A 26732-nucleotide genomic window follows, 5' to 3' on the forward strand; every position below is an offset into this window, starting at 1 on the left:
ACCCAAAGGCGGATGCGTCAGCCCAGATTGAACGCGCCCTTGATGCCGTCGATCAGCAGCTGGATAGACAGCGCCGCCAGCACAACGCCGAGGATCCGCGTCAGGGCCCCGGCCACGCTGGCTCCCAGCATGCGCACAAGCGGACCCGCGGCGAGGAAGATGACCAGTGTCAGCAACAGGTTCAGGCCGATGGCGGAGAGGATAACCCCCTTCTCCATCCAGTTGTCCGCATCCGACATGTAGAACATCGCCGTCGCAATGGAGCCCGGACCGGCAATCATCGGAATGCCGAGCGGGAAGACGGACACATCGTCCGGTTCGGGGTCGGTTTCGTGCTGGCCGAGATGTTCTTCCGTGCGGTGCTCGCGGCGCTCGGTCCGCTTCTCGAACACCATGTCGAGCGCGATCAGGAAAAGGAGCACCCCGCCCGCCGCCCGGAACGCGTCGATGGAGATGTGCATCGCATCCATCAGCCAGGCGCCGCCGAACGCGAAAGCAAAGATGATCACCGCGGCCACGAAGATCGACTTGAACGCCATTTGCCTGCGGTAGGCCGCATCGCCACGTGCCGTCAGGGTCGCGAACATCGGCGCCACGCCGAGCGAGTCGATCAGGACGAAGAATGTGACAAAGCTTGCCGTGAAGAGGGAAAGGAGTTCTGCGCTCATGCGCGGCGCTCTAGTCTCTCTGGGTCGTTGCGTCGAGGATTTCCTGCACGCCCGGTGCGATCGTCAACGAGCGCGGGCTGGCGGTAAACCGCGACAGGTCTGCTGCACCGGAGGCCAGCGCCAGCATCATCTTGTGGCCACGCAGGCGCTGAAGCAGACCTTCCGAGCCGCGCGGACCATCAGCACGTGCAAGGCGTCCGTCACCGAGATCGACACAGATATCGGCCCCTTCCCCGGCTTCGAGCAGGCGGATCGCCTCATCCAGGCCCAGGGGCTTGGTATCGGGGGCGGGGTGCGCGCGCATCGCGGAGCCGTCCGGCATCAGGCCGCGACCCCTTCACCGTCAGCCAGCAAGCGCCGGCACCGGCTGAGGGCACGGTAGAGGTTGGAACAGGCCACATCGGCCGAAATATCGAGCACGGCGGTGCGCGCCTCTTCGCTCTCGCTGGCAGCCAGCAAGGTGGCGAGCGCTTCGGCCGCCTGCGAATAAGTCGGCCCGTCAGCCTCGCCCAGCAGGTACATCTGCATGACACTGAAATAGGCACGCGCAGCCGGCGTCGTCGCATCGCTCGGATGCAGGATATCCTTCTCGCGCAGGACCCGGGCCTGGTTTTCCAGCAGCAGCACGCCACGACGGTCGCCATTACGCACGACGGCACCGTTCACGACGAACGTTTCACCCGGCTTGAGCGACAGTTTCAGAGGCATGGTTCCAGATCCAATGCGGCGAATTTCGCAAAGAATCGCAGGAAGGCGTTAACGCTTGATTGCCGGTTCACGAACTTTCCACGTGAACGGGAGGTGTCGACAAACCTGCAGGGAAAGGTGCCATGCGCGCGAGTCCCGGCAGGGTTCTGGATCACAAGTCCTGCATCGGCCCGGGCCTGTCCCGACCCAAAGGGGTCAGACCTGCCCGGACCGGTGCGGCACTCCGCTGAAGCATGAGACGCTGCGGTCGTGCGCATGGCAGATCCTGTTTATCACAGGCCGGAGAGCGCGAAAAATGAAACCCGTGCTGCGGTGCGAAAGGCCGGGCTGGTCTGGCACCGGAAAGTTGATATTGTTAATTTCTGCAGATCGGGGGAGACGCAGGATGGCGGATGTCTTCATTTCCTATGCGCGCAAGGACCATGACCGCGCCGTACTCATCCGTGACCGTCTCGAAGAGCTGGGGCTGACAACATTCTTTGACGTTGATGGCCTCGACGGCGGCGACGTGTTCCCGGATGTGCTGGACCGGGAAGTAAAGTCTGCAGGTGCGATCGTAGGGGTCTGGTCGCCCCATTCGCTGACGCGGCCCTGGGTCAAGATCGAATGCGACATCGGGAAGACTCGCGGCGTTTTGGTTCCTGTTCAGATTGAACCGATTGCCGACCTCGACCGCCCCGCCGCATTCTGGCACATCCAGTTTACGGACCTTACCGACTTTGATGGCGACGTAGACCATGCCGGATGGCTGAAGTTCATCCGGTCGCTCGCACGGACACTGGATCGGCCGGAACTGATTGAACTGGAAAGCAAAGCCCTTTCGGAAACGCCCGAAAGCGACGAAGTCGATGTGCGCGAGGAACTCGAAGCCATGCGAGCAGAGCTTGAGGCGTTGCGGGCGGAACGCCCGCACGTGCACGCACCGATTCCTGCACCACAATCAGATCCGGAGGACTTGGCAACTGGCCAAATGAGCGATGAGGCGAGCGCTGTTCCACGGGAGCCGATACCACCGCCCGCCTCAACACGCGGCCCAGCGGCGGATACAGAGGCGCCGGCTGCAACAGAAGCCCCCGTCGTCACCGAAGTAAAACCACCTGCGCTGCCGCGGCCTGAGCGCAGTGGCGGCAAAGGAAAGACGATCTTCGGCCTCCTGGCCACGATCCTGATCAGCGGCGGTATCTTTCTGGGCTACACGAACTGGCCGAAGGAAACCCAAACGGGAGGAAGTATGCCGGCGCCGCATCCTGCGAAGCGCAGTCCAGAGAAGCCGGATGCCACTCAGGCATCGGAGGAAACCGCGCAACCCAAAGCCTCGGAGCATGCAGAATCCGATGACGGGGCTTACAAAGCTGCTCTGCGGGCGGGAACCCTGTCGGCTTATGATGCGTATCTGGAAGTGCCCGGGAACACACTGCACCGGACTGAAGTCAGCCAGGCCATCGCAAAGTATCGGGGGGCCGTGATGCGTGTGCAGAACGCTCTGAAGGACAAAGATTTCCTGTTTGGAGCGGCTGATGCCGTGTATGGCGAACCGACGAAGCAGGCTCTGCAGGCGTTCAGCCTCAAATCCGGCATTCGCCTGGAAGTAGACTTTGAGCGCATCGATCCGGAACCCATTCACTCCCTAGCATGGAAAATTGAAATCTGGAGTCCATCCGGTCGGACCTCTTATTCAGACTCGTCGGATCGTCCACAGTGGGCAATGGGACTGACCGATCAACGTCTTGTGCTACGGGCCGACGCGTGCCTGTCAGGAAGGGTAAACTCCTGCAACTTACTTGCAGTGAACTATTATCACGGCAGTGAAGTACCTCAGAACTATGGCTACGCGGCCATTTTGTTCTCCCGAGCCTGTGATGGAGGCAACATGACCAGCTGCAACAATCTCGCCGTGTTATACCACTATGGTTTGGGTATGACGAAAGACGATGTCGAAGCCAGCAGGCTCTATCGAAAGGCTTGCGACGGAGGCTATGCCCCGGCCTGCAGTACCCTCACTTCCCTCCCCAACTGAGCCTCCCCCCACGTTATGCGTTGCCCTGTGGCGGGGCTGCTCTATGCTTGGCCGGTAACGACAAACAGGCGGAGTTGGACACCCATGCGTTTCGAAGGCACTGAAAACTATGTGGCAACTGACGACCTGCGTGTCGCGGTCAACGCCGCTATTGCACTGGAGCGCCCGCTGCTGGTCAAAGGCGAGCCCGGCACCGGCAAGACCGTGCTGGCCGTTGAAGTGGCAAAAGCGCTCGGTTGCGAGCTGATCGAGTGGCACATCAAGTCCACCACCAAGGCGAACCAGGGCCTCTACGAGTATGACGCCGTGTCCCGCCTGCGCGACGGCCAGATGGGCGAAGAGCGCGCCAAGGACGTCAAGAACTACATCAAGAAGGGCAAGCTGTGGGAGGCGTTCACCGCCGACAAGCGCCCGGTTCTCCTGATCGACGAGATCGACAAGGCCGACATCGAATTCCCGAACGACCTCCTGCAGGAACTCGACCGGATGGAATTCTATGTCTACGAGACCGACGAGACCGTGAAGGCCAAACAGCGCCCGATCGTGATCATCACCTCGAACAATGAAAAAGAGCTGCCGGACGCCTTCCTGCGCCGCTGCTTCTTCCACTTCATCAAGTTCCCGGACGAGGACACGATGCAGGACATCATCGATGTCCACTATCCGGGTATCAAGCAGAAGCTGGTGAAGGACGCGCTGACGACCTTCTACGCCATGCGCGAACTGCCGGGCGTCAAGAAAAAGCCGTCGACCAGCGAACTGCTCGACTGGCTGAAGCTCTTGATGAACGAGGACATCGACCTCGAAACCCTGCGCGAGAAAGACCCGGAACGGCTCACCCCGCCGCTGCACGGTGCCCTTCTGAAGAACGAGCAGGACATCGCCCTCTTCGAACGCCTCGCCTTCCTCGCCCGCCGTCAGGACGGCCCGGGTGGCGGACGCCGCGGCCCGGCGGGTGGCTAAGGTAAAGCCAATCGGCTCCGATCAGCGAGAATACCGGGCTTCGACACGCGCCCGAAAACCGGGATCGACGGCGGATATGGCTTCCCATACCGCCTCTTCTTCGGCATCGGCATCGCCGAAGTATTCAAGCGACTGGTAGTTCTTGTTGTGCTTGCGGCTGGAAAGCTCCGCATGTGCCTTGAGTAGCTCATCGGTGTCTGCATCCGGGTCCAGCAGGTCAAGCTCACGCACGACCTGAAGGAAATTCTGCGGATCATTCAGTGCCTGAGCGCTCGTCTCGACCGCCTTGCCGCCTTGCTGACGGAGTTGCTCTGTATAGATTTCCTGACGCCGCTCCATTTCGAGCGCGTACCAGAAAATAACCTGGTAATCGCTCATCCGGCGCCAGCCCGGCATTGGCAGAACCACTGCATCGTCGGGGCAGATCAGAAATTCGATTCCAAGCTTTGTGCGTCCGGGAACGCAATATCGCTCCAGATAGCTCATCGCGATCTTGCGGGGTTCCCGGCGCAGAATGATCAGATTGGGTATCAAGCCGAGGTCCAGAAGCGGCTGAAAGAACCCCTTTCCGAATACATTGCTCGTCTCGACATAGTTGCGCTTATTCATGCTGGCGATGAATGGCAGCTTGTATTCAATCCAGAATCGTTTCGCCGCCTCGGGATCCGTCTGAACTTCCCGGATTACCCTCTGAAAAGCCGGCTCCGGTTCGTGAGTACTCACGGTGTTGGGCAGGATGTCCATCAGATTGCAGCAGAAATCCGAGCCTGTGCGCCCGGCTGTCACGGTAAACACGAGCGTCTTGTTTTTGAGATCCTCGCGGAGCTGCTCGATACTCGCATCCGAACGCCGGAACGTGCGCGTAAACCGCCATTTCCTGGCCCGCGTCGCATAGAAGGTCACCTTTTCCATCTGCGTAGGCCGGAGAATTCGGCGCATGGTCGTCTTGAGCGAGGAAATTCGGTAGAGGTTCTTATTGGACAACGCTGATCTCCTTCGGGCGGACTTTAGAAAGCCCAAGCGCCTGGTCAGCAAGAAAAGTGCCAGAAAGACTGCTGCTTTCCCTGGCGAGCGCATTCTGCAATTTGCCGCAACCGCCCGCGGTAAATGGCCTGCTGTGCGCCATTCCAGAAGCAGCGCGATTTCCGCCATCGACGGGCGGGTACCCCCCAGAACCGAACAGCTGGACCAGCCTAAAACCCGAGTATGTCTTTCTCAGCTTTCAGGTCTTCGCGTTTACGGCCAACTTCGCGGCGGTTGACGTCTTCGCGGCTTTTCAGGAAGTCGGCCATCTTGGTATTGTCGGTGCGCTCATCCCACCAGGTTTTCCAGGCAAGCGAAATCCAGCCAACATGGAAACCGATACCGCAGATCAGCGCCAGCCAGCCGGGAATCGGCCCGATATGCGCCCGGCGCATGAAGTGGGCAAAATTGTCCACATCCGTCGGATGAATGGCGATCTTTGCGAAATAGGCCGCGCCAAGAATGGCGAAAATCCAGCCATAGTTCCGGCGCAGGCGCCGGCCAACTGAGCGGATCATCGAGATACGGTATTGCGGTTTGACGTAATCGTCTGACAGGGCTGTCCCCCGATCGAGCGGGATCTTCGCCCCCTCTCCGCGCAGCATGGGCACGTAGAAGGCGATCTCCAGAACCCGTGCCCGGAATCGCCAGACATAGAAGAAACGATAGCGGCGTGCTTCCAGCATCAGGAACATGATGCAGAGCGCGCCAACAAGCACGATTGGAAAGGGCGAAGCACGCTCGGACGCAAAGGCAGCAGACAGGCCGATGCCGGTCGAGATCACGGCCCAGTTCGTTGTCTGGTCAAGGCGCTGGCGCCAAACGGTCGAACGGTAGACTTCCGCCCTGTAGAGGTGCGCGATCGCACCGACTTCCTTACTGCCGGAAATGCCCGACGGCGGATCCCCATCCGGGTCTCCGTCGGTTGGCTCGGCCAGAACCACATCCTCGGTATCGTCAAATTCTGTCATGCGGGCGTTTCCTTGCCCCCGCCTACTCCCAAAAAGGCCGACGGATCAAGCCGGACAATAGCCGCGCGCCAGAATTGCCCCATAGCCTTCCAGTGCTTCGCGCACATGGCGTGTATCCTCCCGCCCGCCCGTTTCCCTCACGCGGCCGGCGAGCGCCCCGGCGCCGCCAGTGATCCGCGCCCGCCAGAAAGCGTAGCGAAGGCCATCCGGTTCAACGGTCAGCTGCACGGCACGGTCAAATGTAGCGAGATCGCAGCTTTCCATCGCGAGTTCACTCAGCACATGTCCAAAATCGCCGCGCTCGAAGTTCTCCAGCGGCCGGGCACCCGGCTGGGGCGGCCCCGCCAGAGCGAACATAACGTCCACAATGCGCTGGCGTGTGGCAGCATCCGGCGCCAAGCGCGCGCCAGCGGCCATCAGTTCCGGACGGCCAATATTAAAGGGCGGAAGCCCGGCCTGGGCCCGCTGCAGGAAGCGATTCCAATCAGCTTCCCGCAGCTCGGCCTCCGCCCGCTCGCGAACATAGTCGGGATATTCCGGCGGCGGCGCTGCCTCGCTGCCGAGCCGTCCCTCCCAATCCGCAAGCAGCGCTGTGTCCCCACTCAGCGCAACCGTATTCAAAAACAGGGGCTTCAGGCGGTCCCGCTTGTTGGCCGGGAACCCCGCAGCCGCCTCCCAGATCGCCTGAACCATGCAGCTTTTCTCGTCCCTTCCCGGATCACAGCCAGGGTCTGCCGCGGCCATTGGCCCGGCGGTCAGCAAGGAAAGGGACAGGAAAAAGACACGCATCATGTCGATACATGGCTACCCGCCGGAAGCTGAACACAGCATGAGCGGACAGTTAGCGTGACGTCAGCTTGGACACCGGGCAGCAGGCAGTCTATGTTTACGACAGGCCAAAGTGAGACACGTCCCATGTTCCTCAACTTCTTCAACGAATTGCGCGCCGCAAAAGTGCCGGTCACGCTGAAGGAATACCTGATGCTGATGGAGGCGATGGACAAGAAAGTCACCGATATGGACGTCGAGGACTTTTACTATCTCTCCCGCGCCGCGCTGGTGAAGGACGAGCGCAATATCGACAAGTTCGACAAGGTGTTCTCCCACGTCTTCAAGGGTCTCGACACGCTGGCCGATGCGGTCGACGTGAAGGATCTTCCGGAAGAATGGCTGCGCAAGATGTCCGAGAAGTTCCTCACCAAGGAGGAAATGGACGAGATCGAGGCCATGGGTGGCTTCGAAAAGCTGATGGAGACGCTGAAACAGCGCCTCGAAGAGCAGAAGAAACGCCACGAAGGCGGCAACAAGATGATCGGCACCGGCGGCACCTCGCCGTTTGGCGCCAATGGCTACAATCCCGAAGGCGTGCGCATCGGCCAGGAAAAATCCCGCCACCGCCGCGCCGTGAAAGTGTGGGACAAGCGCGAGTTCAAGAATTACGACGACAGCGTCGAGCTCGGCACACGCAACATCAAGGTCGCCATGAAGCGCCTGCGCAAATGGGCCCGCAAGGGTGCGCCGGACGAACTGGACCTTGACGGCACCATCAACAATACCGCCCGCAAAGGCTATCTCGACATCGAGATGCGCCCGGAAAAGCGCAACACCGTCTCGGTCCTCCTGTTGCTGGATGTTGGCGGCTCCATGGACCCCTATGTACGTGTCATGGAAGAGCTGTTCTCGGCCGCCCGGTCAGAGATCAAGAACCTCGAATATTATTACTTCCACAACTGCCCATATGAGGGCCTGTGGAAGGACAACCGCCGACGGATGAACAATCGTATCCCAACCTGGGATGTGCTGAACAAATACCCGTCGGACTACAAGGTCATCGTCGTCGGCGACGCCACGATGAGTCCCTATGAGATCACCTATGCCGGCGGCTCGGTGGAGCACTGGAACGAAGAAGCCGGCGGTATCTGGATCCAGCGCTTTGTGGAACGCTACCCCAACCTTGTCTGGCTGAACCCGGTCAAGGAAGGTGCGTGGGAGTACACGGGCTCCATCAAGCTGGTCCGTGAGCTGATCGGCCCACAGCGCATGTTCGAACTGACGCTGGGCGGGCTGGACGAAGCGATGAAAGAACTGAGCCGCTAATACGCCGTTTCCTCCCACGGATCTTGTGAATGGCCCGGCGCACGTTTCGTGCACGGGTAAGACACGGACCAAGGGGGAATTCATGATCCGCTATTTCAAGATCATCTTGATCGTTCTCGTCGGGCTCCAGGGCCTGTTCTATTTCATTTCGAATGCCGTGAACTGGGAATATGCCCAGATGGCGGTCGGCGCCGTGCTGGGCCAGGCTGACAGTCCGGCCTATCCGAACATGGTGATACCCGCGATCACGTCTGCCTTCCTGATCAAGCTTGCGCTGACCGGCATCATGACGGGCGAGTTGCTCGTTGGGCTGCTCTGCTTCAAGGGCGCTTTCGATATGTGGAAACAGGTCGGCGCAGATGCAGGCGCGTTCAATGCGTCGAAGCTCTGGGCCATTGCGGGCTGCTGCGTGGCGCTGATCGTCTGGTTCGGCATTTTCCAGGTGTTCGGTGCCGCCCTCTTCCAGATGTGGCAGAGCCAGGTCGGTGGCGGTTCCTTTGAAGGCGCGTTCATGTACCACGCGTCAAGCGCCATCATCCTGATTTTCGTCAATCAGAAGGACGAATGACGGCATTCATTGCCGTTCGGTAGATTGTGAACCCGATCGGTGGTTGTGCTTTGCTCTGCGTCTCCTAATCTGGCCCCATAAAATCGGGAGGAAGAAGGCATGGCGCGCATCAAGGCCAACGGCATAGACATCGAATACGAGGAGTTCGGATCGCAGGACGATCCGCTCATGCTGCTCGTCATGGGCTTTTCGAGCCAGATGATCAATTGGCCGGAAAGCCTGATCCGTGGCCTGACAGACGCAGGCCGCCGGGTCGTGATTTTTGACAATCGTGACATTGGCCTCACGACCGAATTCGAGGGGCATGTCCCTCCTTCTCCGCGCGACATCGTGAAGGGCATCGCGGCGGGACACGCCATGCACGAGAAAGTGCCCTACCTGCTAGACGACATGGCTGCAGATGCTGCTGCCCTGATTAAGGCGCTCGGCGCAGATCAGGCGGACGTGATGGGCGTTTCCATGGGCGGCATGATCGTGCAGCTGATGGCGCTGAACCATCCAGAACGCGTGCGCACGCTGATCCCTGTGATGACGACGTCCGGGGATCCGTCATTGCCGCCCGCGACACCGGAAGCAACCGCCGCGCTGACGGCTGTTCCTGAGGAGCGGACGCCCGCGGCAATCGCCGAACTCGCCGTGAAGGGCCGCGCGGCCTACGGGTCCCATCCGGATGTGCGCACACCGGACGACGAGATCCGCGCGAGCGCGATTGCGGCCATGCAGCGCTCTGACAGGCCCATGGGAGTCGCCCGGCAATATGCCGCTATCCTCGCCCAGCCCCGCTGGCACGAGCGCCTCAGCGGCCTCGATGTACCGACGCTCGTCCTGCACGGTGAACGGGACGCGCTGATCCTGCCTGCAGGCGGAGAAGACATCGCCAGACGCGTGCCGGGCGCGAAGATCGATATCATCGAGAAATGGGGCCATGACCTTCCCGAAGCCATGATGCCGGTCCTGCTGAACCGAATCGTACCCTTCCTGGGCCAGACGGCGCCGTCGGGTCCAGCATGATGCTGGACCCCATCGACACAGACTTATGGCTGACCGAAGGCCCGGTGGTCGACTTCTACGGATTTCCCTATCCCACACGGTCCATCATCGTGCGATTGCCGGATGGAAAGCTGTGGGTGTGGTCGCCCGTGGCACTGACGCCTGAGCTGAAAAAGGAAGTCGATGGCCTCGGCCCGGTCGCCCACCTCGTCAGCCCGAACAAGATCCACCACCTCTATCTCAGTGAATGGCACGCAGCCTACCCCGAGGCAAAGCTCTGGGGTCTCGCCTCCACAATCCGCAAACGGAAAGACCTGCCATTCCAACCCGCGCTGGAATCGCTGCCGCCGTCAGACTGGCAAGGCGCCTTCCGCCAAGCCTGGTTCCGCGGTTCTTTCTTCATGGACGAAATCGTCTTCGTACACCGCGCCTCCAGCACCGTGATCATGGCGGACTTGTCGGAGAACTTCAGCGATCATTTCCTGCACCATCACTGGAAGGGGTGGCAGCGGCCGATTGCGAGAATCTGGGGCATCGTGGTCGGTAAGGGTTATGCTCCGCTCGAATGGAGGCTCAGCTGGCTGAACAGGAAGCCCGCACGAGAAGCAATCCTCAACATTATCGGCATCCACCCGAAGCGTGTGATCATGGCGCATGGCGAGTGGGTGAAAACTGGCGGGGAAGCCTATCTTCGCCAGGCCTTTGCCTGGCTGATCCGCTGATCACAGGGAGAAAGAACCATGCCCACTCCACCCGGCCTACGTACTGAAACTGACGGCGACATCCTGATCGTCACCATCGATCGCCCGCAAGCGCGCAACGCTGTGGATCGGCCCACCGCCGACGCACTCTACGATACGTTCAAGGCCTTCGATACAAACGAGGCCCTTTCCGTCGCCATCCTGACTGGCGCGAATGGAAACTTCTGCGCAGGGGCAGACCTGAAGGCCGTCGCCGAAGGGCGCGGCAACAAATCCCTACCGGATGGGGATTACGGGCCCATGGGTCCGTCGCGCCTGGACCTGTCCAAGCCGGTGATCGCTGCCGTGGATGGTTATGCCGTTGCCGGCGGACTGGAGCTTGCCTGCTGGTGCGACCTGCGTGTGGCCTCTCGGGGTGCAAAATTCGGCGTCTTCTGCCGCCGGTTCGGCGTACCGCTGATCGACGGAGGCACTATCCGGCTGCCCCGGCTGATTGGTGCTTCGCGCGCGATGGACATGATCCTCACAGGCCGGGAAGTTAGTGCAGAAGAGGCCCTCTCCTTCGGGCTCGCCAACTATGTCTCAGAGGAAGACACCGCCCTCCCGATGGCCCGGGACGTCGCCCGGCGCATCGCCGCATTCCCCCAATTCTGCATGCGGACAGACCGCACTTCAGCCATGGCGCAGTGGTCACTGCCGATGGATGAAGCCCTACGCTGTGAGATCGCAGGCGGTCTGAAGGTCATCGAGATGGGAGAAACCCGGGATGGCGCCAAACGTTTCGCCGCCGGCGTCGGCCGCGGCGGCCTCTTCTGAAAGGTAAGGCGCGCCGGGGCGCTCGGTCAGGCGCCGGCCTTGCCACAGGGTGAAGAAACCAATGCCGACCCAGATCACATTGATCGTTGTCGACGGGATCGCACCATTGTAGCCGCTGTTGATGATGAAGCCGGTCGCGCCGATGACGTTCATCACCTGATAGGCTTTCGAGCGGCCATCCATCTTTCCTGCGGAAAGCATGAGATAGGCGATCAGGATGAGAATGGCCCCGGCCCAGCCGGACATCTCGATGAGGAAGTGCGTAACTGACATGGGGCGCCTCGCGGGTCCGGCATTTTTTCGCCCCGTAATCTCACTTTTCTTCTGGTGCAATCACAAAATCACACTGCCGCGAAAATTCCATTTTCTGGACACCAGGCAAGACGGGAAAAATCTACCAACCGCCGCCGCCGCCGCCGCCGCCACCACCGCCGGACGAGCCTCCGCCTCCCCCGCCGGAGGAGCTGGAGCTCTGCGGCAGGGCGCTGGAGACGCCTGTGCTCATGCTGGACATGATGGCGTCGTTCATGCCGCCGACATTGCTGAAGGACCGGTTGCCGAACTGGCCCCAGGCCGGCGAGTAATTCGCAGCTTCCGTGGGTAGTTGGTGTTCAAAGTATTTTGTCCACGGCTTCTCCACATTCAGCGCGACAGCGTATGGCAGGAAACGCTCATAGCGATCCAGGCTCATGGGCGGCGGGGCATCGCTGCCGACCTTTACCGCGTTCATCTGAAGCTTCTCTGCCGTTTCGAGGTAAAGCCTGAAGCCCTCGATTTCCGTACGGATTTTTTGTCCCTTCACCGTCGGCGCCGGCATCAGGTACATGAATAGCCCGTTCAGCCCCGCAAAGGCCAGGATGAGGAGTGTGTGCCAACCGGACCAGTTTGTGGCCTGGAATATAGCGAATGCCACCGCTGCGATCGTCATCACCGCCGCCGCCAGCGTATAGCCAATATTCCAGCGGAAATAGGCACTGCCATATTTCCGTGACAGGGCGGCGCGAAACTTCTGGTAGGCCGAAGTAAAGCTCGCATCATACTTCCCGCCGAGGGTGCGCTCGGACCGTCCGCCGAACAAGCCCGCGTCGAGAATTGCCTCGTCCGGGGTGATCGCGGCATTGCCGCCCTGCTTGCGCGTCAGCGTGGTTTCCTTCTTGTTCGAAGCATCAATGTCCACCAACCCCTTCACGCCCATACCGATGAGAGTGGAAATCAGCGCGCCATGGCTGCGCAGGCCGCGATAGAAAATGTAATGGACAGCGGCGGGGGAATAGCCTTCTGGCGGCTCATAGTGCGGAAACACTGGTCCTTTGGGCGGATCCTGTCCCACCTTCTGAAATCCCGACATCAGGAACCAGAACACGCCGCAGAATGATGCAACCAGTATCGCCAGCGCGCCATTTCGTAACCACCACAATGTTCCCTTGTCGCCAAGGGACGGGGGCGCAATCGTTCCCTTCGGCATCGACACCGAGACCGTCATCCCTTCAAATCGGTCCATCGGGCGGGTCGTTTCGAAGACGAGCGCGTTGCCGTCCTGCCGGTAGGAATAGTCCCGGCCCACGTCTCCGGACTGGCCGGTATAGGCAATGGCCTCCGTCACCCTCGCCCCATCCGGCAGCGCGATCCGGGCGGATGCCTCCTCGATGGGAAACAGCCAGTAATTGCCGGTGACGTTCCAGTAGAGTTCGTCATGGCTGTCGAAATACCGGATCTGGTTCTTCACCTCGTATTCGATCACATAGGTATGGTCGCCATAATCGAGCAGCACATCCGCGTCGCCTATGCGGATGCGATAGGCATTGCCGTCATGCTCAACGGTATAGGGTTCCTTGCTGCCGTCGCGGCGCACCCGGCGGACATCATACTGGTAAGGCAGCTTGTCGCCCGGCTTCAGGTCGTCGGCATAGTAGCGTGGCAGGTCCCGGAAGATACCGCGGCGAATGTCCCTGCCCTCGACGGTGACGTTGATCGTCTCAGTGACGATGATGTCCCCATCTTTCTGAACCTCGATTCCCACATCGAACCGGTTGATCTTTTCCTCAGCGCCTGCTGCCAGCACAAAGAGACAGGCAGCCAGCGCGCCCAGCAGGTAACGCAGCATCAGTCTGCGCCCCTAAGATCGACCTTCGGCACGGCACGATCCGGCATTGAGACCTCGAAGAAATCTCGTGTTCGGAATCCGAACATGCCGGCCAGCAGGTTCGCCGGGAAACTCTGCACCCGCGTGTTCAGCTCGCGCACGGCGCCATTGTAGAACCGGCGCGCCATCTCGATCTTGTCTTCGGTGTCGGCGAGTTCCTGCTGGAGATCGAGGAAGTTCTGGCTCGCCTTCATGTCGGGATAGTCTTCCGCCACGGCCATCAGCTTCGCGACCGGACGGGATAGCTCGCTTTCCGCTTCGCCCCGGCTCGCCAGGTCATCCCCGGCGGCGAGCGCCTTCGCCCGCTTCTCGGCAATATCCGAAAACAGCTCCCGCTCATGCGTGGCGTAGCCCTGCACAGTGTTCACAAGCTGCGGGATCAGGTTCGACCGGCGCTTCAATTGCACGTCGATATCTGACCAGCCATTATCCGCCATCTGAGTTTTCTGGACGAGCCCGTTATAGATCAGGATGACAGCAACAATCAGAAAAATCAGGATGGCGCCAGAAATATAGAGTGCCAAGGTACGCCTCCTTTCAAAACACAACCACATGCATAACCGGCATTCGGCACCGTGTTAAGCAAAACGAAGCGGGACGCGGCTCATCAGGTGGCACAAATACTTTGCCCAAACAGCCGCGAAACCGCAGGCAGACTGTCAAACTCGCCACCAATTTTCGGATATTATCCGAAAACACCGGCAATCTACTTGCGCAAGCAATACCGCGCCCATTAAAGATAGTATCTGGGTGTGTTTATTGTGGGGACAATATATTGAACAAGTATTTGCGGAATCGCTGGATTCGCCTTTCGCTTCTGTTGTGCTCAATACTATTTGCATTCATCGCCGGGGCCGTGACCTTGTTTGGCGTTCAGAACAAGGAACGCATATCCCATCGTCTTTTTCCTCCCGGTCTGGAACAACTGGAAGAAATCAGGGTCTCAGACTGGCATACTCTAGAGACCGGGCTTGTCACGATTCAGCGCGCAGACATACGCCTCGGGGACACAGTGGGCTTTACCAGCGGCGGAGCAATCGACTCTGTCGGGGATACAATTCTCTACGCCTCTGCGAGCGGATATATTGCAACGGTCGACCTGACTGAAGGCAAAATCGAATACAGCTCCATTCGGGTTCCGATGGATTTCGACCGGCTCAAGACAGAAGTGTTCAGTCGCCATTCGAAGTTCAATTCTGAATGGTACAGGGTTATGGACATCCTGGTCCATCGCTCTGAAACCAATAATGACGAAGCCACACTTTATGTGAGTCACCACATCTTCGTTCCCGAGAGCAGCGAAATTTGCGGCGTCATCAGCCAGACCGGATTGAACCTCGAGGGCGATCAAATTCGGTTTGTTGACGGCGTATGGGACGAATTCTACCGAATTCGCGAATGCTTCAGTCTCGAGGAATTCGACTGGAGTTATTTCGGGCTGGAATCCGGCGGCCAGCTCATGATGCTCGACAATGACCATATCCTGCTAAGCGTTGGTGACTATGGCATCGAATGGGAACTTTTCGTTCACGACCGCGTCGGCCCTCAGTACGACAACGACTTCTCCAAAATAATCAGCATAGATCTGGAGACGGGTGAACCGGCTGTCTATGCCCACGGTTTCAGGAACCCGCAGGGACTTGCACGTGATAGCGACGGAGGAATCTGGGAGGCAGAACACGGTCCGCAGGGAGGAGATGAAATCAACTACGTCACTCCCGGTGCGGACTATGGTTGGCCCACTGTGTCACTTGGCATGAACTACGGGTCCCCAAGGGTGCCTATTCCGTCTAACCCGGTGCAGGGCCGCCATGATGGATATGTAATGCCTGTCATGGCCTTTTTGCCTTCGATCGGAATAAGCGCAATCACGGCCCTGCCCAGCGAGCCGATTGAATTCGAGTTGTGGAAGAACGATCTTCTGGCCGTTTCGCTAAGAGAAGAATCCTTGTTCCATCTCCGGCGAGACGGGGACAGAATAATATACGCGGAAAAAATTCCCCTCGGAGCGAGGCTGCGTGATGTGCATATTCTCAAGAACGGGTGGATTGCAATCCTGACGGGGGGAGACAGATCGATCATCCTGCTACGGGATGCAACTGACACTCGCTCGATCGAACCTATCTCCATTTCTGGCTATAGCGCAGTAAACGAACTTCAAGAGCAGGTTCAGGAAGCGATTGGGAAGCCGGACCCAAGCGAACGCGTGTTCTGGAGCGAATGTTCCAGATGTCACAATGTAAATGGCGAAAACAGCATTGGCCCGCCACTGAACGGTTTATACAAGCGCAAGATCGGATCAGCGCCCGGATACAGTTACAGTGAGGGTCTAGCCAAGGCACGGGGGAAGTGGACCAGGGGCAAGGTGAAGTCCTTTCTACATAATCCGCAGGCGATGTATTCTGACACGACCATGCCGGCCCAATACAATCTGGAATCATGGGAACAACGCGCGATCCTGAATTACCTTGAGAAGGTCAATGATCGCTAGCAGAGCCTGTCAGGCGTTATGCTGCGCCCATTCCGGACGGGTCATTTCCCACACCAGAGATTCCCGTGTGCTGCCGTCGGGCCGGGTGGAGGTCACCTGGCCCTTTCGGTGAAATCCCATACCATCCAGCATGCGCTGGGTGATCACGTTTTCCAGGCTCGCTGTCTCGCAGATCAGGTCCAGATGCAGCACGTCGAACATCCAGGTGAAGGTCTGAGCCGCGCCCTGCGTACCGCTCCCCTTCGAGTGCAGCGACGGGTGAAGACCGCCGGCAATCTCACCTGCCGCCCATTCCGGCCAGACCTGAATATCTGAATAGCCCATGATCCGGCCGTCCCCGGCATCCCGCACAAAAAGCAGCCCCTCACCCCGCATACGTTGGGCGAGGTGTTCCTCGATGAATTTGCGGACGTTCTCCACATTCAGCGGCCGAGGCAGGGAATAGATCGGCGCATTCACCTTCGGCTCAGCAAACAGGGCGTGAAGTCCCTCTGCATCCTCTGGCTGCGCGAGGCGTGAATCGTTCAGCATCTCCGCCCCGCGAACCGCGGAACGGATGCGCTCCACCTGTTCCGGCGAGGCCGGATGGCGCGTGATCGGAATGCCCTCCGTCATGGCGCACATACTGCGCCCAAGCGGCAGTTCGGGCAATCCATGACGACACGTCAAAACCAATTGACCCTGCCAGCTGGCAGGGCCAAACCTGCCAGCCATGTCGGATAGCCCCCCTCCCCGAGAACACGGCAAGAATGCCTTCTTCTTCGTGATCGTGACGGTCGCGCTGGACATGCTGGCCTTCGGCCTCATCATTCCGGTGGTGCCAGCCCTGATCCGCGAACTGGCGCATGTCACCTCGGAAGAGGCGACGCTCTGGCTCGGCCCTCTGGCCGCGACCTATGCCATCATGAACTTCCTGTTCGGGCCGGTGATGGGCGCGCTGTCAGACAAATTCGGCAGGCGGCCTGTTCTACTGGCATCCATCTTCACGCTGGCAATTGATTTCCTGATCATGGGCTTTGCCCACAATATCTGGTTGCTCTTCCTGGGCCGGGCGCTCTCCGGCATTTCCGGGGCGACCTATTCCACCGCCAATGCATATATCGCGGATGTGACCACACCTGCAGACCGGGGCCGCGCCTTCGGCATGATCGGAGCCGCTTTCGGGTTCGGTTTCGTGTTCGGTCCTGTGATCGGCGGCTTCCTCGGAGAGATCGACCCTCGCGCGCCGTTCTTCGCGGGCGCAGGCCTTGCCCTTCTGAACTTCCTTTACGGCCTGATCGTCCTGCCGGAATCGCTTGCGCCTGAAAATCGCCGCGCCTTCGACATCCGGCGCGCCAACCCGCTCGGCGCCGCAAAGCACTTCTCGAAGCTGCCCCATGTCGGCTGGTTCCTGATCGCGGCTGGCATCTTCATGCTGGCGCACACGGTCTTCCCGTCCACCTGGAACGTCTATTCGGAGATCCGCTACGATTGGACGCCGAAGGAGATCGGCTTCTCGCTGGGCCTGGTGGGCGTTGGTGCAGGCGTGGTTCAGGCGGGCCTGATGGGACTGATCCTCGACCGGATCGGAACAGTAAAGACGGCGCTGCTCGGTTTCGGTGCAAACATCGCGTCTCTCTTCGCGTTTGCCTTCGCCAGCCAGGGCTGGATGGTCTATGCGATTGTCCCTTGGGGTGCGCTGGGCGGCTTGGCATCCCCCGCGCTGAACTCACTGATGTCAACGGTCACCCCCGCCAATGCGCAGGGAGAACTGCAGGGTGCCTCGTCCAGCCTCAATGCGATGGCCATGATCATCGGCCCACTCACCATGAACGGGGTGCTGTTCGCCTTTACCCATGACGGTGCGGTGGTTCACTTTGCCGGCGCGGCCTTCCTGCTCGCCGGAACGCTGACCCTGCTCTCACTCGCACCGTTCATGCGCGGCGTGGCGGTCAACCGGGACGCCATCCCTTCGTCTGCCGAATAGGTATCAGGTCTTTTTCCGCATCATCAGCCCGCCGGCGAGGCCCACGACCGCTCCCCCCACTGCGCCCTGGAGGACGGCCAGAAAACCGCCGGGCAAGTCGCCTTCTGATGCGGGATAAAGATAAAAGTGGACCGCCATCGCGCCGATCATGCCGCCCAGCAGGCCGCCGGTCATGTTCCCGCGCATCAGTCGCGCGACTCCCAGACCAGCCGTTACACCGCCCAAGGCAGTCAGCAGGACAGATACAAGAAAACCCATCGGCACAATCTCCCGGCAGACATGCAACAAACGCTGTCTTCCCCCTGACGTCCAGCCTTGGCAGCATCCGCCGCAGTTGCCAGCGCCGGTGGATGCAGGCAAAGACCTGCCCGATGCCTGAAATGCGCCCTGCCCTGTTCCTCGACCGTGACGGCGTGATCAACGTCGACAAGGGCTATGTGAACCGGATCGAAGATTTCGAATGGGTCGACGGCGCGGCCGAAACCATTGCGGCCTTCAACAAGCGCGGCTGGTATGTTTTCGTGGTCACCAACCAGTCCGGCATAGCCCGGAACTACTACACTGAAGCGGACATGCATGCGTTGCATGAATGGATGCAGGCTGAACTCGCCAAGGCCGAAGCGCACATCGACCGGATCTACTATTGCCCCTATCACGAGGCAGGTGAAAACCCCGCCTACCGGAAGGACAGTTTCGACCGCAAGCCAAAGCCCGGCATGCTCCTGCATGCCATGTCGGACTTTCCGGTGAAGCGGGAACTGAGCTTCATGATTGGCGACAAGGAAGCCGACATGCAGGCGGCACGCGCGGCAGGCGTTGCCGGCTTTCTTTTCAGCGGTGGAAATCTTGCGCAATTTGCAGAGTGGACCCTCGCCAGTTTTGAAGAAGGCAATCGCGGGTAAGCAAAAATCAACCTCGCATGGAAGCGCCTACCATGCTATGGGCTTCGGGATGTTTTATCTGCCCCCTGATTTTGTGCGCCCATGAAGAACTATGGCCCGGAAACCTTCGGCGAACTGAACGCTGACGAATACGATTTGCTGCACAATCCCGGCACGACCGAGGCTGCCGTTGATCTGCTTGCGGAGTTTGCCCTCCCCGGGCGCACATTGGAGCTCGCGATCGGTACCGGGCGCGTTGCCCTGCCCCTAGCTGCACGCGGCTGCAACATCGAAGGGATCGAAGCATCCCCCCTGATGGTGGAGAAGCTGCGCGAGAAACCGGGCGGTGAGGACATTCCGGTCACTGTCGGAGACATGTCGGAAGTGAAGGCAGCGGGGACGTTCGGCTTCATCTTCCTGATCTTCAACACGCTCTATAACCTCACCAGCCAGGCGGCGCAGGTGAAGTGCTTCCGGAATGCCGCGGATATGCTCGCGCCCGGCGGAGCCTTCCTGGTCGAAGCCTTCGTGCCGGACCTATTGCAGTTCCACGATCATCGCAGTGTAAAGCCGCGCCACATCAGCTTCGGCGCGCTCGCACTGGAGGCGGCCATTCATGATCCCACCACGCAGCGCATCGACTATCAGGTCCTGCGGGTTACGTCTGAAGGCACAAGGCTGACGCCTCTGCCGATGCGCTATGCCTGGCCGCAGGAGACCGATCTGATGGCGCAACTTGCCGGACTGGAACTGGAAAACCGCTGGGGCGGCTGGGACAAATCTCTCTTCACTGCCGATAGCCGGATGCATGTCTCCGTCTACCGGAAACCTGCCTAGACCGGCTTCAGCGTCTTTGGATCAATACCGCCCATTTTGCAGACTTCCTTCCATTCCGCAGCCGTCACCGGTTGAACGGAAAGTCGAAACGACGTGACAAGGCTCATCTCGCTCAGCTTCGGATTGGCCTTTACATCTTTCAGGCTGACCGGCTTCGGCATCGGTGCCAGTGCCTTCACCCAGACACAGTCCCAGCGCGGATCATCCGTTGTCGAATCCGGTGTGCTCTCCTTGCACACTTCCGCAATGCCGACGACTTCCAGCCCCTTGTTGGAGTGGTAGAAGAAGAGCCGGTCCCCCAGTTTCATCTCGCGCATGAAATTGCGCGCCTGGTAATTGCGGATGCCGCTCCACTCTTCGCCTTCTTCGCCCTTGGCGACCTGCTCGTCCCAGCTCCAGGCATCGGGTTCGGATTTGATCAGCCAGTATTTCATTGCGTCTTCCGTCTTTGCTCTGCGGTGTACGATTCGGCCTGAGGCATAACGCGGTTGGCCTGGTCAGGAAAGGCTGGCCAGAGCCGCATGCACCAATGGGTCATAGGCTGGCCAGCCTTTGTAATCGGCCAGCGCGGGGTCGGTTCCCGCCCATGCCGCCCGAAACGCTTCGATCCTTTGTGGGGACGACAGCGCAGCGCGAAGGGGGTCTACGGCAATGCGGATAGTGAACAGCAGCAAACCACTTTCCGGCAGTTTCGATATCGTCTGCCGCTCCACGCGCAAGTGCAGCACATCCAATGCATCTGCATCACTCGTCGCAGCCGCGAGCGCCTTTAGGGGCGCCGCACTCGGCGTGAACCGGGCCGGACCTGCCTGAACAGTCCAGTTGAAACGCTCCAGCACCTGGCCAGGGCGCAACGCATCAAACATCCGCGCGATCCTCGACACGAGACCGGGATTGGCGCCGGGCACCGGGTCATGCAGCCCTCCAAGCGGCTGGCCGGCCTTATCCGCGAGCCGCCAGAAAGTTGGCGCAACGAGACTCGCCGCCTCCAGCCGCCAGAGCCCATCCTCCCCGCGCTGTAGCAGGCAAAGATCGTCGGACACTCGGGCCGCTGCGGCTTCCAGGGCGCTTGGCCATATTTCCTCCGATGGCGGAAGATGGCGCGTTACGAGTGCCGCCGCTTCTTCGAGTGGCGCGTCCGGAAGGTTGGAGACGAACACGTCGTCACGGCGCGTTCTCATGATCTGCCGCTTTTCGGGAAGCCAGAGATCAGCTTCCGTATCCGGCGCGATCAGCTGTTCCGGCGGAATCGGTTTCAGCCCCGGCGCAAGGCTTGCCGGGCCGGACAGGAATGGCAAATAGGGTGGTTCCCGCATGTCAGGCCGGGACGGCAGTTCCCCAAGAGCAGAAGCCGGCGATTTTCGGGGTTCCCGGCAAATACATGTTTTCGGCGTCCTGCAGTTCGAAACCGGCTTCTTCCAACATCTTCCTGGTGTCGCGTGTCAGGTGACATCCACCCGCGAGCGGTTTCCACACTGGTTCAACGCGGCGCTGCCATTTCGCAACATCTTCGTCCGGCGCAAGGCCATGTTCAGAGAAGATGATCTTGCCACCCGGCTTCAACAGGCGACGCGTTTCCACAAGAGCGCTCTTCCAGTCCGGAATTGTGCACAGGACGAATGTGTAGACGACGGTGTCGATGGAATGGTCTTCCAGTGGAACAGATTCCGCACCGGTCGCCATAAACTCGATATTGTTGCCAATTCCCAATGCGCCTGCAGCACGCCGTGCCTTTTTCAGCATGCCTTCGGACGGTTCCAGCGCATAAAGGTGTTCAACTTTATCCGGATCATAGTAGGAAAAGTTCGTGCCACTGCCGCAGCCGATTTCCAGAACCTTTCCCTCTGCGTGCGGAATGACTTTCTCTCGCTGCTTCATCATCGGCTTCGATGCGCAGGCGCATGAAATCAGGTTCGGAACGACGTATTTTTCCCAGGGATTCATGGCTTCGTCTCCACGCCGGGCTGGAAGCCGGGATAGACCGCCCGTTGCATCAGCAGGCGCGTCGGCTCGGTTGGCCGGGCCACCAGCGCATCCTGCGTGATGTTCACATCGAATTCGTAGCCGTCGCCCATCGGCATATAGGTCGCCGACCCATACTGCGCGTCTTCCAGACCGAAGCGCGCGCCTTGCTCTGCCGCAAACTTGCGGACATCCAGCCCCGGATTGGCATAGAGACGGATCCCGTTGGATTCTGCCTTCGTCACACCCTCGACAGAGTAGCGGTTCGAATTGCGGCCTTCGAGGTATTCCAGCCGGTAGACGGAGTCATAGCCCAACATGTTGGCAAGCGGTTTGAACTTGATTACCTGCGCGCCCATCGAGAATTCGTCGCCCGTCAGTGTGTAGACACGCGGCTCCACTTCCTGCGGCACAGTCAGCGTGGCCTGGTAGGTGTTCGGCTGGTCGACGACCGCGTCGAAGCGGATATGCGCCGCATCGCGTTCCAGCGTCAGGCGTTTATAGGTCTGCAGGTTGAGGCCAGACAGCGCCACAATCCCGGCAAGCCCCAGGAATCCGACGCCGAAAATCAGCCGGCCACCACCGCTCACCGGCTTTAGGCTGGCCAGTTTACCGAAGCCGGCAAACAGCAACATCAGCCCGATCACACCTGAAATTGCTGGCAGAATCCACCAGATCAGAGACATCCACCTACTCCCGTATGGCCGCCGCACGCCGGCAGCTCAACCACACACCCTTATACAGTTTAACTTAAACCCAGCCTGAATGCGGCTTCAATAGGAAGACAGCTAAACAGGCGAAGGCGCCCTTTGTTCCGCTGGACTGGATCAGGAAACGAGATCAGACGTGCAGGGTGCGCCACCAGACCAGGTACGCTCGCTGTCATCAAACTTGAATTCCATCGGATACACTAAGTTGTTGCGCTGTCCGGGATGTTTTGAACCCGGCAGGTCAATGACCCGAAACTTCGCCTGCCTGACGCTGTCACGGGCGGCAGAACAGAATACGGGATGGGTGCAGGCGATTTCTTCGATTTCGACGAGCACACCGCCTGCAAGCAGATTGAACCGAACCTCGCACATCCCTTCAATGCCCAGAACCTCTGCAAGAAAAGGGTACAAAGGCCGCGGCGGCTCGATGATTTCGACATCGTTGGACACATCGTCTTGCGGTGTCTGAGCCAAACCCGAATCGACGAGCATGGCAGACGCGATCAGTGTCATCGCCAAATACTTCAGCAAAGCTGTACCCCCGTCTGCGCTCTTCACAGTGCCAACTAAAATCTGCGAGACAAGGTTCCTATCGGGTTCCCCTCTATGGTGGAAGCCAGAACCCTCCAAAGATTGCAACCACCACACCAAAAAGTTCACACCCTCACTTTCCGTCGTGGCTGCCCAAACCGGGAAAAGCCTGATACGGGGCAACTATGAATTTCCGTGACTTTCTGCTCCTGTTCGGTGTCTGCCTCGTATGGGGCCTCAATATCGTGCTGACCCGCTGGGTGGTCGCGGACATGCACATTCCGCCCTTGTTCTTCGCTGCGGTCCGGTTTGCGGGCGTGGCCCTGTTCCTGATCCCTTTCCTGCGGCCGGTGCCGGAGAAGCTGTTCACGCTGCTCCTGATCTCCATCATGATCGGGTCGCTGAATTTCGCCCTGCTCTTCCTCGGGCTGACGTCAGCGGAAGCCTCCGCCGTTGCCGTGACCGGACAGCTCGGCGTGCCAATCTCCACCCTGATGAGCATGGCGTTCCTTGGTGAAACGATCGGTTGGCGCCGGGGGCTGGGCATCATGCTGTCCTTTGCAGGCGTTGTGCTGATTGCGTTCGACCCCTCGAGCTTCCAGATTTCTGTCGGGCTGATGTTCGTTGTCGGCTCCGCCTTTATCGGCTCCTTCGGCGGCATCCTGATGAAGAAGATGCCGCCGCTGACCGGGCTGCAGGTCCAGGCCTGGGTCGGCCTGTTCAGCTTTGCGCCGCTGTTTGCCGTCTCCTTCCTTTGGGAGCGCGGGCAGGTGGACGCCTATATCCATGGCGGCTGGCCGGTCTGGCTGGCCAGCCTGTTCGCCATCGCAGGTGTCTCCATCTTCGGGCATGGCGCTTTCTACACGCTGATCAAGAAGTATGATGTCTCCATGCTCTCGCCCCTCACCCTGATGACGCCGATCTGGGGTGTGGTGTTCGGTGTCGCGCTGCTGAACGAGCCGGTTTCGCCGCGCTTGCTGCTTGGCGCGGTCATTGCGCTGGCCGGTGTGTTCATGATCGCGGTACGCCAGAACACCCGCCTGCCCGAGGCGGCCCTCGGGCGCAAAGCGGGGGCCGGAGACAGCTGATGGAGATCACCCTCTCGCCCAGCCCGAACTTCGATGAGCGCAAGCATGCCGTCGACATGCTGGTGCTGCACTATACCGGCATGGTGACCGGCCAGGCCGCCTTCGACCAGCTCCGCAACCCGGAGGCCAAGGTCTCTTCCCACTACCTCCTCTGGGAGGATGGCCGGGTGGACCAGATGGTCCCCGAAGACCGCCGCGCCTGGCATGCCGGGGTCTCCAGCTGGCAGGGCGACGAAGACCTGAACTCCCGCTCCATCGGCATCGAGATCGTCAATGGCGGGCACGACTTCCCGCAACCCGGTGGCGGCCTGCCGCCTTACCCCACGGCCCAGATCGATGCGCTGATCGAACTCTGCCACCGGATCCTGGCCGGCCATGACATTCCGCAGACGCGGATTGTCGGCCATTCCGATATTGCCCCTTCACGCAAGCAGGACCCGGGCGAGCACTTCCCGTGGGAGCAGCTTGCCCGCGCCGGAATCGGCATCTGGGCGGACATCGAAGACCTGGAGGCTCCAACGGCACGAGCCGAAGGCCTTTCCCCCGGGGATGAAAGCGCCAGTGTCCGCCGGATGCAGGACCACCTGCAGCGCATCGGCTATGGCCTGCCTCCCAGCGGCACTTATGACGACCTCACCGAAGCGGTCGTCCGCGCTTTCCAGCGCCGCTGGCTGCCGGACCGTGTCACCGGCACGGCAGATCTCCAGACCCTGCGCCAGATCAGCGTGATCCACGCGCTCTATTCAGCCGGCTAGGCTTCGCCGCCGATCACGATATCGTCCTCTTCGTCTTCCTCGGCGATGAGTTCCGCCTCCCCCGGCTGGGAGGCCCACTCGGCGGTCAAGGCTGCGCCGAAGAGAAGTGCCGATACGGAGGTCGCCAGCCAGATGAAACCGAGGATCACGGAGGCCAGCGCGCCGTAAAAATTGTCGAGCGCGGTGAACTTCAGATAGAGGTGAAAGCCCCAGGTCGCGATCACCCAGGTGAGCGCCCCCGCCGCGGCACCCGCCACTTTCGCCCGGCTTCCCTTCAGCCGGCCGTGCAGGGCGACCGCAAGGATCATGTAGAAGATCACGAAACAGGCGAGCCATTTGCCGAGCCAGAGCTGCGAGGCAAGGTGGCTGACCTGCAGCGCGACATCATAGGCGATGAAGCCCTGCTTCTCGGTGATGAAGGACAGGATCAGCTGCATTGCGCCGAGCAGCCAGACGGTAAGAATCAGGAGCGCCGTCATCAGGATCGACACGCCCTGGAAGCGGATGATGCGGGTGCGCCGCTCAGATCCGGTCACCATGCGGATGCCGGTGATGGCCGCCTTGGCGCCGGAACTTGCCGTGTACAGAACGATGATCACCGCCAGCAAGGCCCGAAGGGTAATACCCTGCGGTGTCACCTGCCGGATGGTTTCAAGATCCGTTCGCGACAAGGGCGCGACCGCCGAGACGAGCACCTCGTCCACCGTTCCGGCCAGACGCTGTGACAGGTCCAGCGGCAGGAGCGCGAACAACAGGCTCAGCGTCAGATAGATGATCGGAAAAATCGAGAACAGCGCATAGAAGCTGATGCCGCCGGTCACGATGCGGACTTCCGGCTTCGACAGACGCATCATTGCGCCCCAGACCGGCTCAACAGCCCAGACCTTCACCGGGTCCGGCAGGGGCAGTTTCTCAATCCATGGCCGCATGCGCATCCTTCCGGGAGGTTGGCTTCTGTTTAAGCCGGTTCGCGCCTGTTGGCCAATATCCTTCGGTTTCCGCCAGCACCTCCGCCCGGAAACGCGGGGCGCGTTCCGGCAAGTAGGCCTGATTGTGCTTGAGGTCAGCTTGAATCCGGCCAGGTCTTCAGCGCGTCGAGCAGCTGCACGGTCAGCCCACCGGAGACGAGGGCCACGGCCGCCGGCATGCGGTGCGCGTTCGGGATCGGCGGCACATGCGGACGGGCTTCGCCAGCCGCCTGCCAGCGCTGGATCGTGCGGGCGAGACAGCGGGCGCGTCGTTTGTGATGCTTCATTGTGTCCAGCATGGCCTGCCACCGCGCGATCAGCGGTGCGGCGGGAACGGGTCCGGGCACGGGCAGCGTCACCGGACCCTTCAGGAATTGCGGGCAAGGCCGCGATGACGCGGGCACCAGGGTGAAGATGTAGCGGTATTCAGCGTCTTCCTGTTTCGGTTCGTAATAATTGCTTCCGATGCGCGGTTTGAGAGGCGCCAGCTCCATCTGCAGCGCCAGCAGGAAGATCAGACGGCGGAGTAGCACGGCCAGCCGCTTCAGCTCAGCCCGCACGCGCCGGTTCACCGATTTCGAGATTGTTTCAGGCGTCTTGTAGAGGTCGGCATTCACACCTGTCTCGGCGATTGCGCGGGCGAGTGTGTTGAAGGCTTGGGAGAGGAAAGCGGTGCGGTCTGTCATGGCGGGGAACGTGCCATGAAGGGTTTATGGGGTGGATAAGTGCCCTATCAATCGCCCGAAGATGCCTGCCTTCGCAGGGGTCTGCGGCGGGCTGGGTGTGGGAGACAAAGGAACCTGTCCCTCGCCGCGTCTCCGTCATGACCTGCAGCGCACGAAATCTGACTTCGTCATGATCATGCATGACTTGCCATG

General features: G+C 60.2%; 31 protein-coding genes. 13 read left to right on the forward strand and 18 right to left on the reverse strand.

Annotation, left to right across the window (positions count from 1 at the left end):
• Positions 1–17: 17 nt before the first annotated feature.
• Genes R3C98_RS17045 through flbT form a run of 3 tightly spaced genes read right to left on the reverse strand, consistent with a single transcriptional unit; the run spans position 18 to position 1376 of the window.
• Positions 18–668 (reverse strand): MarC family protein, encoded by a 651-nt coding sequence (locus tag R3C98_RS17045; protein WP_371315275.1) that lies wholly within the window; start codon positions 666–668, stop codon positions 18–20.
• Between the two features lie 10 nt (positions 669–678).
• Entirely contained in the window at positions 679–990 is a 312-nt protein-coding gene (locus tag R3C98_RS17050) for a hypothetical protein (protein WP_371315276.1), read from the reverse strand.
• Positions 990–1376: a flagellar biosynthesis repressor FlbT gene (gene flbT, locus R3C98_RS17055; RefSeq protein WP_371315277.1), complete on the reverse strand. Its 387-nt coding sequence runs from the start codon at positions 1374–1376 to the stop codon at positions 990–992. The genes R3C98_RS17050 and flbT overlap by 1 nt, the downstream gene beginning before the upstream one ends.
• Positions 1377–1671: 295 nt before the next feature.
• Here flbT and R3C98_RS17060 point away from each other — a divergent pair, with 295 nt between their 5' ends.
• Both R3C98_RS17060 and R3C98_RS17065 read left to right on the forward strand, forming a co-directional pair.
• On the forward strand, positions 1672–3393 hold the full coding sequence (locus tag R3C98_RS17060) for a TIR domain-containing protein (protein WP_371315278.1): 1722 nt from the start codon (positions 1672–1674) through the stop codon (positions 3391–3393).
• A gap of 84 nt (positions 3394–3477) precedes the next feature.
• Complete coding sequence (locus R3C98_RS17065; RefSeq protein ID WP_371315279.1) at positions 3478–4356, forward strand: AAA family ATPase; 879 nt, start codon at positions 3478–3480, stop codon at positions 4354–4356.
• Between the two features lie 21 nt (positions 4357–4377).
• On the opposite strand, the gene R3C98_RS17070 is transcribed toward R3C98_RS17065, so the two are convergent.
• From R3C98_RS17070 to R3C98_RS17080, 3 genes are read right to left on the reverse strand one after another with little or no spacing between them, the layout of a single operon-like run.
• A complete protein-coding gene (locus R3C98_RS17070) occupies positions 4378–5508 on the reverse strand; it encodes a hypothetical protein (protein ID WP_371315280.1) in 1131 nt (376 codons plus the stop codon).
• Positions 5509–5549: 41 nt separating this feature from the next.
• On the reverse strand, positions 5550–6350 hold the full coding sequence (locus R3C98_RS17075) for a DUF2270 domain-containing protein (protein WP_371315281.1): 801 nt from the start codon (positions 6348–6350) through the stop codon (positions 5550–5552).
• 45 nt (positions 6351–6395) lie between these two features.
• Entirely contained in the window at positions 6396–7142 is a 747-nt protein-coding gene (locus R3C98_RS17080) for a hypothetical protein (protein ID WP_371315282.1), read from the reverse strand.
• Positions 7143–7265: 123 nt separating this feature from the next.
• Here R3C98_RS17080 and R3C98_RS17085 point away from each other — a divergent pair, with 123 nt between their 5' ends.
• The 5 genes from R3C98_RS17085 (at position 7266) to R3C98_RS17105 (ending at position 11522) form a co-directional block, all read left to right on the forward strand.
• Complete coding sequence (locus tag R3C98_RS17085; RefSeq protein WP_371315283.1) at positions 7266–8447, forward strand: VWA domain-containing protein; 1182 nt, start codon at positions 7266–7268, stop codon at positions 8445–8447.
• An 82-nt stretch (positions 8448–8529) separates the two neighbouring features.
• A complete protein-coding gene (locus R3C98_RS17090; protein ID WP_371315284.1) occupies positions 8530–9015 on the forward strand; it encodes a DUF2165 family protein in 486 nt (161 codons plus the stop codon).
• A 99-nt stretch (positions 9016–9114) separates the two neighbouring features.
• Positions 9115–10026, forward strand: a complete 912-nt coding sequence (locus R3C98_RS17095; RefSeq protein WP_371315285.1) for an alpha/beta fold hydrolase — start codon at positions 9115–9117, stop codon at positions 10024–10026.
• Positions 10023–10727, forward strand: coding sequence for a DUF4336 domain-containing protein (locus R3C98_RS17100; RefSeq protein ID WP_371315286.1), 705 nt, complete (start codon positions 10023–10025; stop codon positions 10725–10727). Before R3C98_RS17095 ends, R3C98_RS17100 begins: the two co-directional genes overlap by 4 nt.
• Before the next feature lie 18 nt (positions 10728–10745).
• Positions 10746–11522, forward strand: a complete 777-nt coding sequence (locus R3C98_RS17105) for a crotonase/enoyl-CoA hydratase family protein (RefSeq protein WP_371315287.1) — start codon at positions 10746–10748, stop codon at positions 11520–11522.
• Here R3C98_RS17105 and R3C98_RS17110 read toward each other — a convergent pair.
• The 3 genes from R3C98_RS17110 to R3C98_RS17120 all read right to left on the reverse strand — a co-directional run bounded on the left by R3C98_RS17110 (position 11418) and on the right by R3C98_RS17120 (position 14189).
• Entirely contained in the window at positions 11418–11795 is a 378-nt protein-coding gene (locus R3C98_RS17110; protein ID WP_371315288.1) for a hypothetical protein, read from the reverse strand. The two genes, R3C98_RS17105 and R3C98_RS17110, sit on opposite strands and share 105 nt — an antisense overlap.
• Positions 11796–11916: 121 nt before the next feature.
• Complete coding sequence (locus R3C98_RS17115; RefSeq protein WP_371315289.1) at positions 11917–13626, reverse strand: DUF2207 domain-containing protein; 1710 nt, start codon at positions 13624–13626, stop codon at positions 11917–11919.
• Positions 13626–14189 (reverse strand): LemA family protein, encoded by a 564-nt coding sequence (locus R3C98_RS17120; protein ID WP_371315290.1) that lies wholly within the window; start codon positions 14187–14189, stop codon positions 13626–13628. Before R3C98_RS17120 ends, R3C98_RS17115 begins: the two co-directional genes overlap by 1 nt.
• Before the next feature lie 251 nt (positions 14190–14440).
• Here R3C98_RS17120 and R3C98_RS17125 point away from each other — a divergent pair, with 251 nt between their 5' ends.
• Positions 14441–16156 (forward strand): PQQ-dependent sugar dehydrogenase, encoded by a 1716-nt coding sequence (locus R3C98_RS17125; protein WP_371315291.1) that lies wholly within the window; start codon positions 14441–14443, stop codon positions 16154–16156.
• Between the two features lie 9 nt (positions 16157–16165).
• Here the strand turns inward: R3C98_RS17125 and R3C98_RS17130 are convergent, their stop codons facing one another.
• A complete protein-coding gene (locus R3C98_RS17130; protein WP_371315292.1) occupies positions 16166–16771 on the reverse strand; it encodes a GNAT family N-acetyltransferase in 606 nt (201 codons plus the stop codon).
• 97 nt (positions 16772–16868) lie between these two features.
• On the opposite strand from R3C98_RS17130, the gene R3C98_RS17135 reads away from it, so the two are divergent.
• Positions 16869–18122, forward strand: coding sequence for a TCR/Tet family MFS transporter (locus R3C98_RS17135; protein ID WP_371315293.1), 1254 nt, complete (start codon positions 16869–16871; stop codon positions 18120–18122).
• A 3-nt stretch (positions 18123–18125) separates the two neighbouring features.
• On the opposite strand, the gene R3C98_RS17140 is transcribed toward R3C98_RS17135, so the two are convergent.
• Complete coding sequence (locus tag R3C98_RS17140) at positions 18126–18380, reverse strand: hypothetical protein (protein WP_371315294.1); 255 nt, start codon at positions 18378–18380, stop codon at positions 18126–18128.
• Between the two features lie 92 nt (positions 18381–18472).
• Here R3C98_RS17140 and R3C98_RS17145 point away from each other — a divergent pair, with 92 nt between their 5' ends.
• Together R3C98_RS17145 and R3C98_RS17150 are read left to right on the forward strand one after the other, a co-directional pair.
• On the forward strand, positions 18473–19024 hold the full coding sequence (locus R3C98_RS17145) for a D-glycero-alpha-D-manno-heptose-1,7-bisphosphate 7-phosphatase (protein WP_371315295.1): 552 nt from the start codon (positions 18473–18475) through the stop codon (positions 19022–19024).
• A gap of 81 nt (positions 19025–19105) precedes the next feature.
• A complete protein-coding gene (locus R3C98_RS17150) occupies positions 19106–19840 on the forward strand; it encodes a class I SAM-dependent methyltransferase (RefSeq protein WP_371315296.1) in 735 nt (244 codons plus the stop codon).
• On the opposite strand, the gene R3C98_RS17155 is transcribed toward R3C98_RS17150, so the two are convergent.
• From R3C98_RS17155 to R3C98_RS17175, 5 genes are all read right to left on the reverse strand, one after another.
• Complete coding sequence (locus R3C98_RS17155) at positions 19837–20274, reverse strand: EVE domain-containing protein (protein WP_371315297.1); 438 nt, start codon at positions 20272–20274, stop codon at positions 19837–19839. The two genes, R3C98_RS17150 and R3C98_RS17155, sit on opposite strands and share 4 nt — an antisense overlap.
• 63 nt (positions 20275–20337) lie before the next feature.
• Positions 20338–21156, reverse strand: coding sequence for a DUF3445 domain-containing protein (locus R3C98_RS17160; protein ID WP_371315298.1), 819 nt, complete (start codon positions 21154–21156; stop codon positions 20338–20340).
• Position 21157: 1 nt separating this feature from the next.
• Positions 21158–21784 (reverse strand): class I SAM-dependent methyltransferase, encoded by a 627-nt coding sequence (locus R3C98_RS17165; protein WP_371315299.1) that lies wholly within the window; start codon positions 21782–21784, stop codon positions 21158–21160.
• Positions 21781–22488, reverse strand: a complete 708-nt coding sequence (locus R3C98_RS17170) for a hypothetical protein (protein ID WP_371315300.1) — start codon at positions 22486–22488, stop codon at positions 21781–21783. The genes R3C98_RS17165 and R3C98_RS17170 overlap by 4 nt, the downstream gene beginning before the upstream one ends.
• 141 nt (positions 22489–22629) lie before the next feature.
• Positions 22630–23025, reverse strand: coding sequence for an energy transducer TonB (locus R3C98_RS17175; RefSeq protein WP_371315301.1), 396 nt, complete (start codon positions 23023–23025; stop codon positions 22630–22632).
• Between the two features lie 203 nt (positions 23026–23228).
• On the opposite strand from R3C98_RS17175, the gene R3C98_RS17180 reads away from it, so the two are divergent.
• Positions 23229–24131, forward strand: coding sequence for a DMT family transporter (locus tag R3C98_RS17180; RefSeq protein ID WP_371315302.1), 903 nt, complete (start codon positions 23229–23231; stop codon positions 24129–24131).
• Entirely contained in the window at positions 24131–24886 is a 756-nt protein-coding gene (locus R3C98_RS17185; RefSeq protein ID WP_371315303.1) for an N-acetylmuramoyl-L-alanine amidase, read from the forward strand. Before R3C98_RS17180 ends, R3C98_RS17185 begins: the two co-directional genes overlap by 1 nt.
• On the opposite strand, the gene R3C98_RS17190 is transcribed toward R3C98_RS17185, so the two are convergent.
• Positions 24883–25815 (reverse strand): YihY/virulence factor BrkB family protein, encoded by a 933-nt coding sequence (locus R3C98_RS17190; RefSeq protein ID WP_371315304.1) that lies wholly within the window; start codon positions 25813–25815, stop codon positions 24883–24885. The genes R3C98_RS17185 and R3C98_RS17190 overlap by 4 nt on opposite strands.
• 134 nt (positions 25816–25949) lie before the next feature.
• Complete coding sequence (locus tag R3C98_RS17195; protein ID WP_371315305.1) at positions 25950–26540, reverse strand: hypothetical protein; 591 nt, start codon at positions 26538–26540, stop codon at positions 25950–25952.
• Positions 26541–26732 lie beyond the last annotated feature (192 nt).

This window comes from Hyphomonas sp. (genome assembly GCF_041398465.1).
Lineage (GTDB): Bacteria > Pseudomonadota > Alphaproteobacteria > Caulobacterales > Hyphomonadaceae > Hyphomonas.

Excerpts from the sequence above, each read along its gene's own strand:
- R3C98_RS17045 (WP_371315275.1), bottom strand. The coding sequence starts at position 668 with ATGAGCGCAGAACTCCTTTCCCTCTTCACGGCAAGCTTTGTCACATTC.
- R3C98_RS17050 (WP_371315276.1), bottom strand. The coding sequence starts at position 990 with ATGCCGGACGGCTCCGCGATGCGCGCGCACCCCGCCCCCGATACCAAG.
- flbT (WP_371315277.1), bottom strand. The coding sequence starts at position 1,376 with ATGCCTCTGAAACTGTCGCTCAAGCCGGGTGAAACGTTCGTCGTGAAC.
- R3C98_RS17060 (WP_371315278.1), top strand. The coding sequence starts at position 1,672 with ATGAAACCCGTGCTGCGGTGCGAAAGGCCGGGCTGGTCTGGCACCGGA.
- R3C98_RS17065 (WP_371315279.1), top strand. The coding sequence starts at position 3,478 with ATGCGTTTCGAAGGCACTGAAAACTATGTGGCAACTGACGACCTGCGT.
- R3C98_RS17070 (WP_371315280.1), bottom strand. The coding sequence starts at position 5,508 with ATGGCGGAAATCGCGCTGCTTCTGGAATGGCGCACAGCAGGCCATTTA.
- R3C98_RS17075 (WP_371315281.1), bottom strand. The coding sequence starts at position 6,350 with ATGACAGAATTTGACGATACCGAGGATGTGGTTCTGGCCGAGCCAACC.
- R3C98_RS17080 (WP_371315282.1), bottom strand. The coding sequence starts at position 7,142 with ATGATGCGTGTCTTTTTCCTGTCCCTTTCCTTGCTGACCGCCGGGCCA.
- R3C98_RS17085 (WP_371315283.1), top strand. The coding sequence starts at position 7,266 with ATGTTCCTCAACTTCTTCAACGAATTGCGCGCCGCAAAAGTGCCGGTC.
- R3C98_RS17090 (WP_371315284.1), top strand. The coding sequence starts at position 8,530 with ATGATCCGCTATTTCAAGATCATCTTGATCGTTCTCGTCGGGCTCCAG.
- R3C98_RS17095 (WP_371315285.1), top strand. The coding sequence starts at position 9,115 with ATGGCGCGCATCAAGGCCAACGGCATAGACATCGAATACGAGGAGTTC.
- R3C98_RS17100 (WP_371315286.1), top strand. The coding sequence starts at position 10,023 with ATGATGCTGGACCCCATCGACACAGACTTATGGCTGACCGAAGGCCCG.
- R3C98_RS17105 (WP_371315287.1), top strand. The coding sequence starts at position 10,746 with ATGCCCACTCCACCCGGCCTACGTACTGAAACTGACGGCGACATCCTG.
- R3C98_RS17110 (WP_371315288.1), bottom strand. The coding sequence starts at position 11,795 with ATGTCAGTTACGCACTTCCTCATCGAGATGTCCGGCTGGGCCGGGGCC.
- R3C98_RS17115 (WP_371315289.1), bottom strand. The coding sequence starts at position 13,626 with ATGCTGCGTTACCTGCTGGGCGCGCTGGCTGCCTGTCTCTTTGTGCTG.
- R3C98_RS17130 (WP_371315292.1), bottom strand. The coding sequence starts at position 16,771 with ATGACGGAGGGCATTCCGATCACGCGCCATCCGGCCTCGCCGGAACAG.
- R3C98_RS17135 (WP_371315293.1), top strand. The coding sequence starts at position 16,869 with ATGTCGGATAGCCCCCCTCCCCGAGAACACGGCAAGAATGCCTTCTTC.
- R3C98_RS17140 (WP_371315294.1), bottom strand. The coding sequence starts at position 18,380 with ATGGGTTTTCTTGTATCTGTCCTGCTGACTGCCTTGGGCGGTGTAACG.
- R3C98_RS17145 (WP_371315295.1), top strand. The coding sequence starts at position 18,473 with ATGCAGGCAAAGACCTGCCCGATGCCTGAAATGCGCCCTGCCCTGTTC.
- R3C98_RS17150 (WP_371315296.1), top strand. The coding sequence starts at position 19,106 with ATGAAGAACTATGGCCCGGAAACCTTCGGCGAACTGAACGCTGACGAA.
- R3C98_RS17155 (WP_371315297.1), bottom strand. The coding sequence starts at position 20,274 with ATGAAATACTGGCTGATCAAATCCGAACCCGATGCCTGGAGCTGGGAC.
- R3C98_RS17160 (WP_371315298.1), bottom strand. The coding sequence starts at position 21,156 with ATGCGGGAACCACCCTATTTGCCATTCCTGTCCGGCCCGGCAAGCCTT.
- R3C98_RS17165 (WP_371315299.1), bottom strand. The coding sequence starts at position 21,784 with ATGAATCCCTGGGAAAAATACGTCGTTCCGAACCTGATTTCATGCGCC.
- R3C98_RS17170 (WP_371315300.1), bottom strand. The coding sequence starts at position 22,488 with ATGTCTCTGATCTGGTGGATTCTGCCAGCAATTTCAGGTGTGATCGGG.
- R3C98_RS17175 (WP_371315301.1), bottom strand. The coding sequence starts at position 23,025 with ATGACACTGATCGCGTCTGCCATGCTCGTCGATTCGGGTTTGGCTCAG.
- R3C98_RS17180 (WP_371315302.1), top strand. The coding sequence starts at position 23,229 with ATGAATTTCCGTGACTTTCTGCTCCTGTTCGGTGTCTGCCTCGTATGG.
- R3C98_RS17185 (WP_371315303.1), top strand. The coding sequence starts at position 24,131 with ATGGAGATCACCCTCTCGCCCAGCCCGAACTTCGATGAGCGCAAGCAT.
- R3C98_RS17190 (WP_371315304.1), bottom strand. The coding sequence starts at position 25,815 with ATGCGGCCATGGATTGAGAAACTGCCCCTGCCGGACCCGGTGAAGGTC.
- R3C98_RS17195 (WP_371315305.1), bottom strand. The coding sequence starts at position 26,540 with ATGACAGACCGCACCGCTTTCCTCTCCCAAGCCTTCAACACACTCGCC.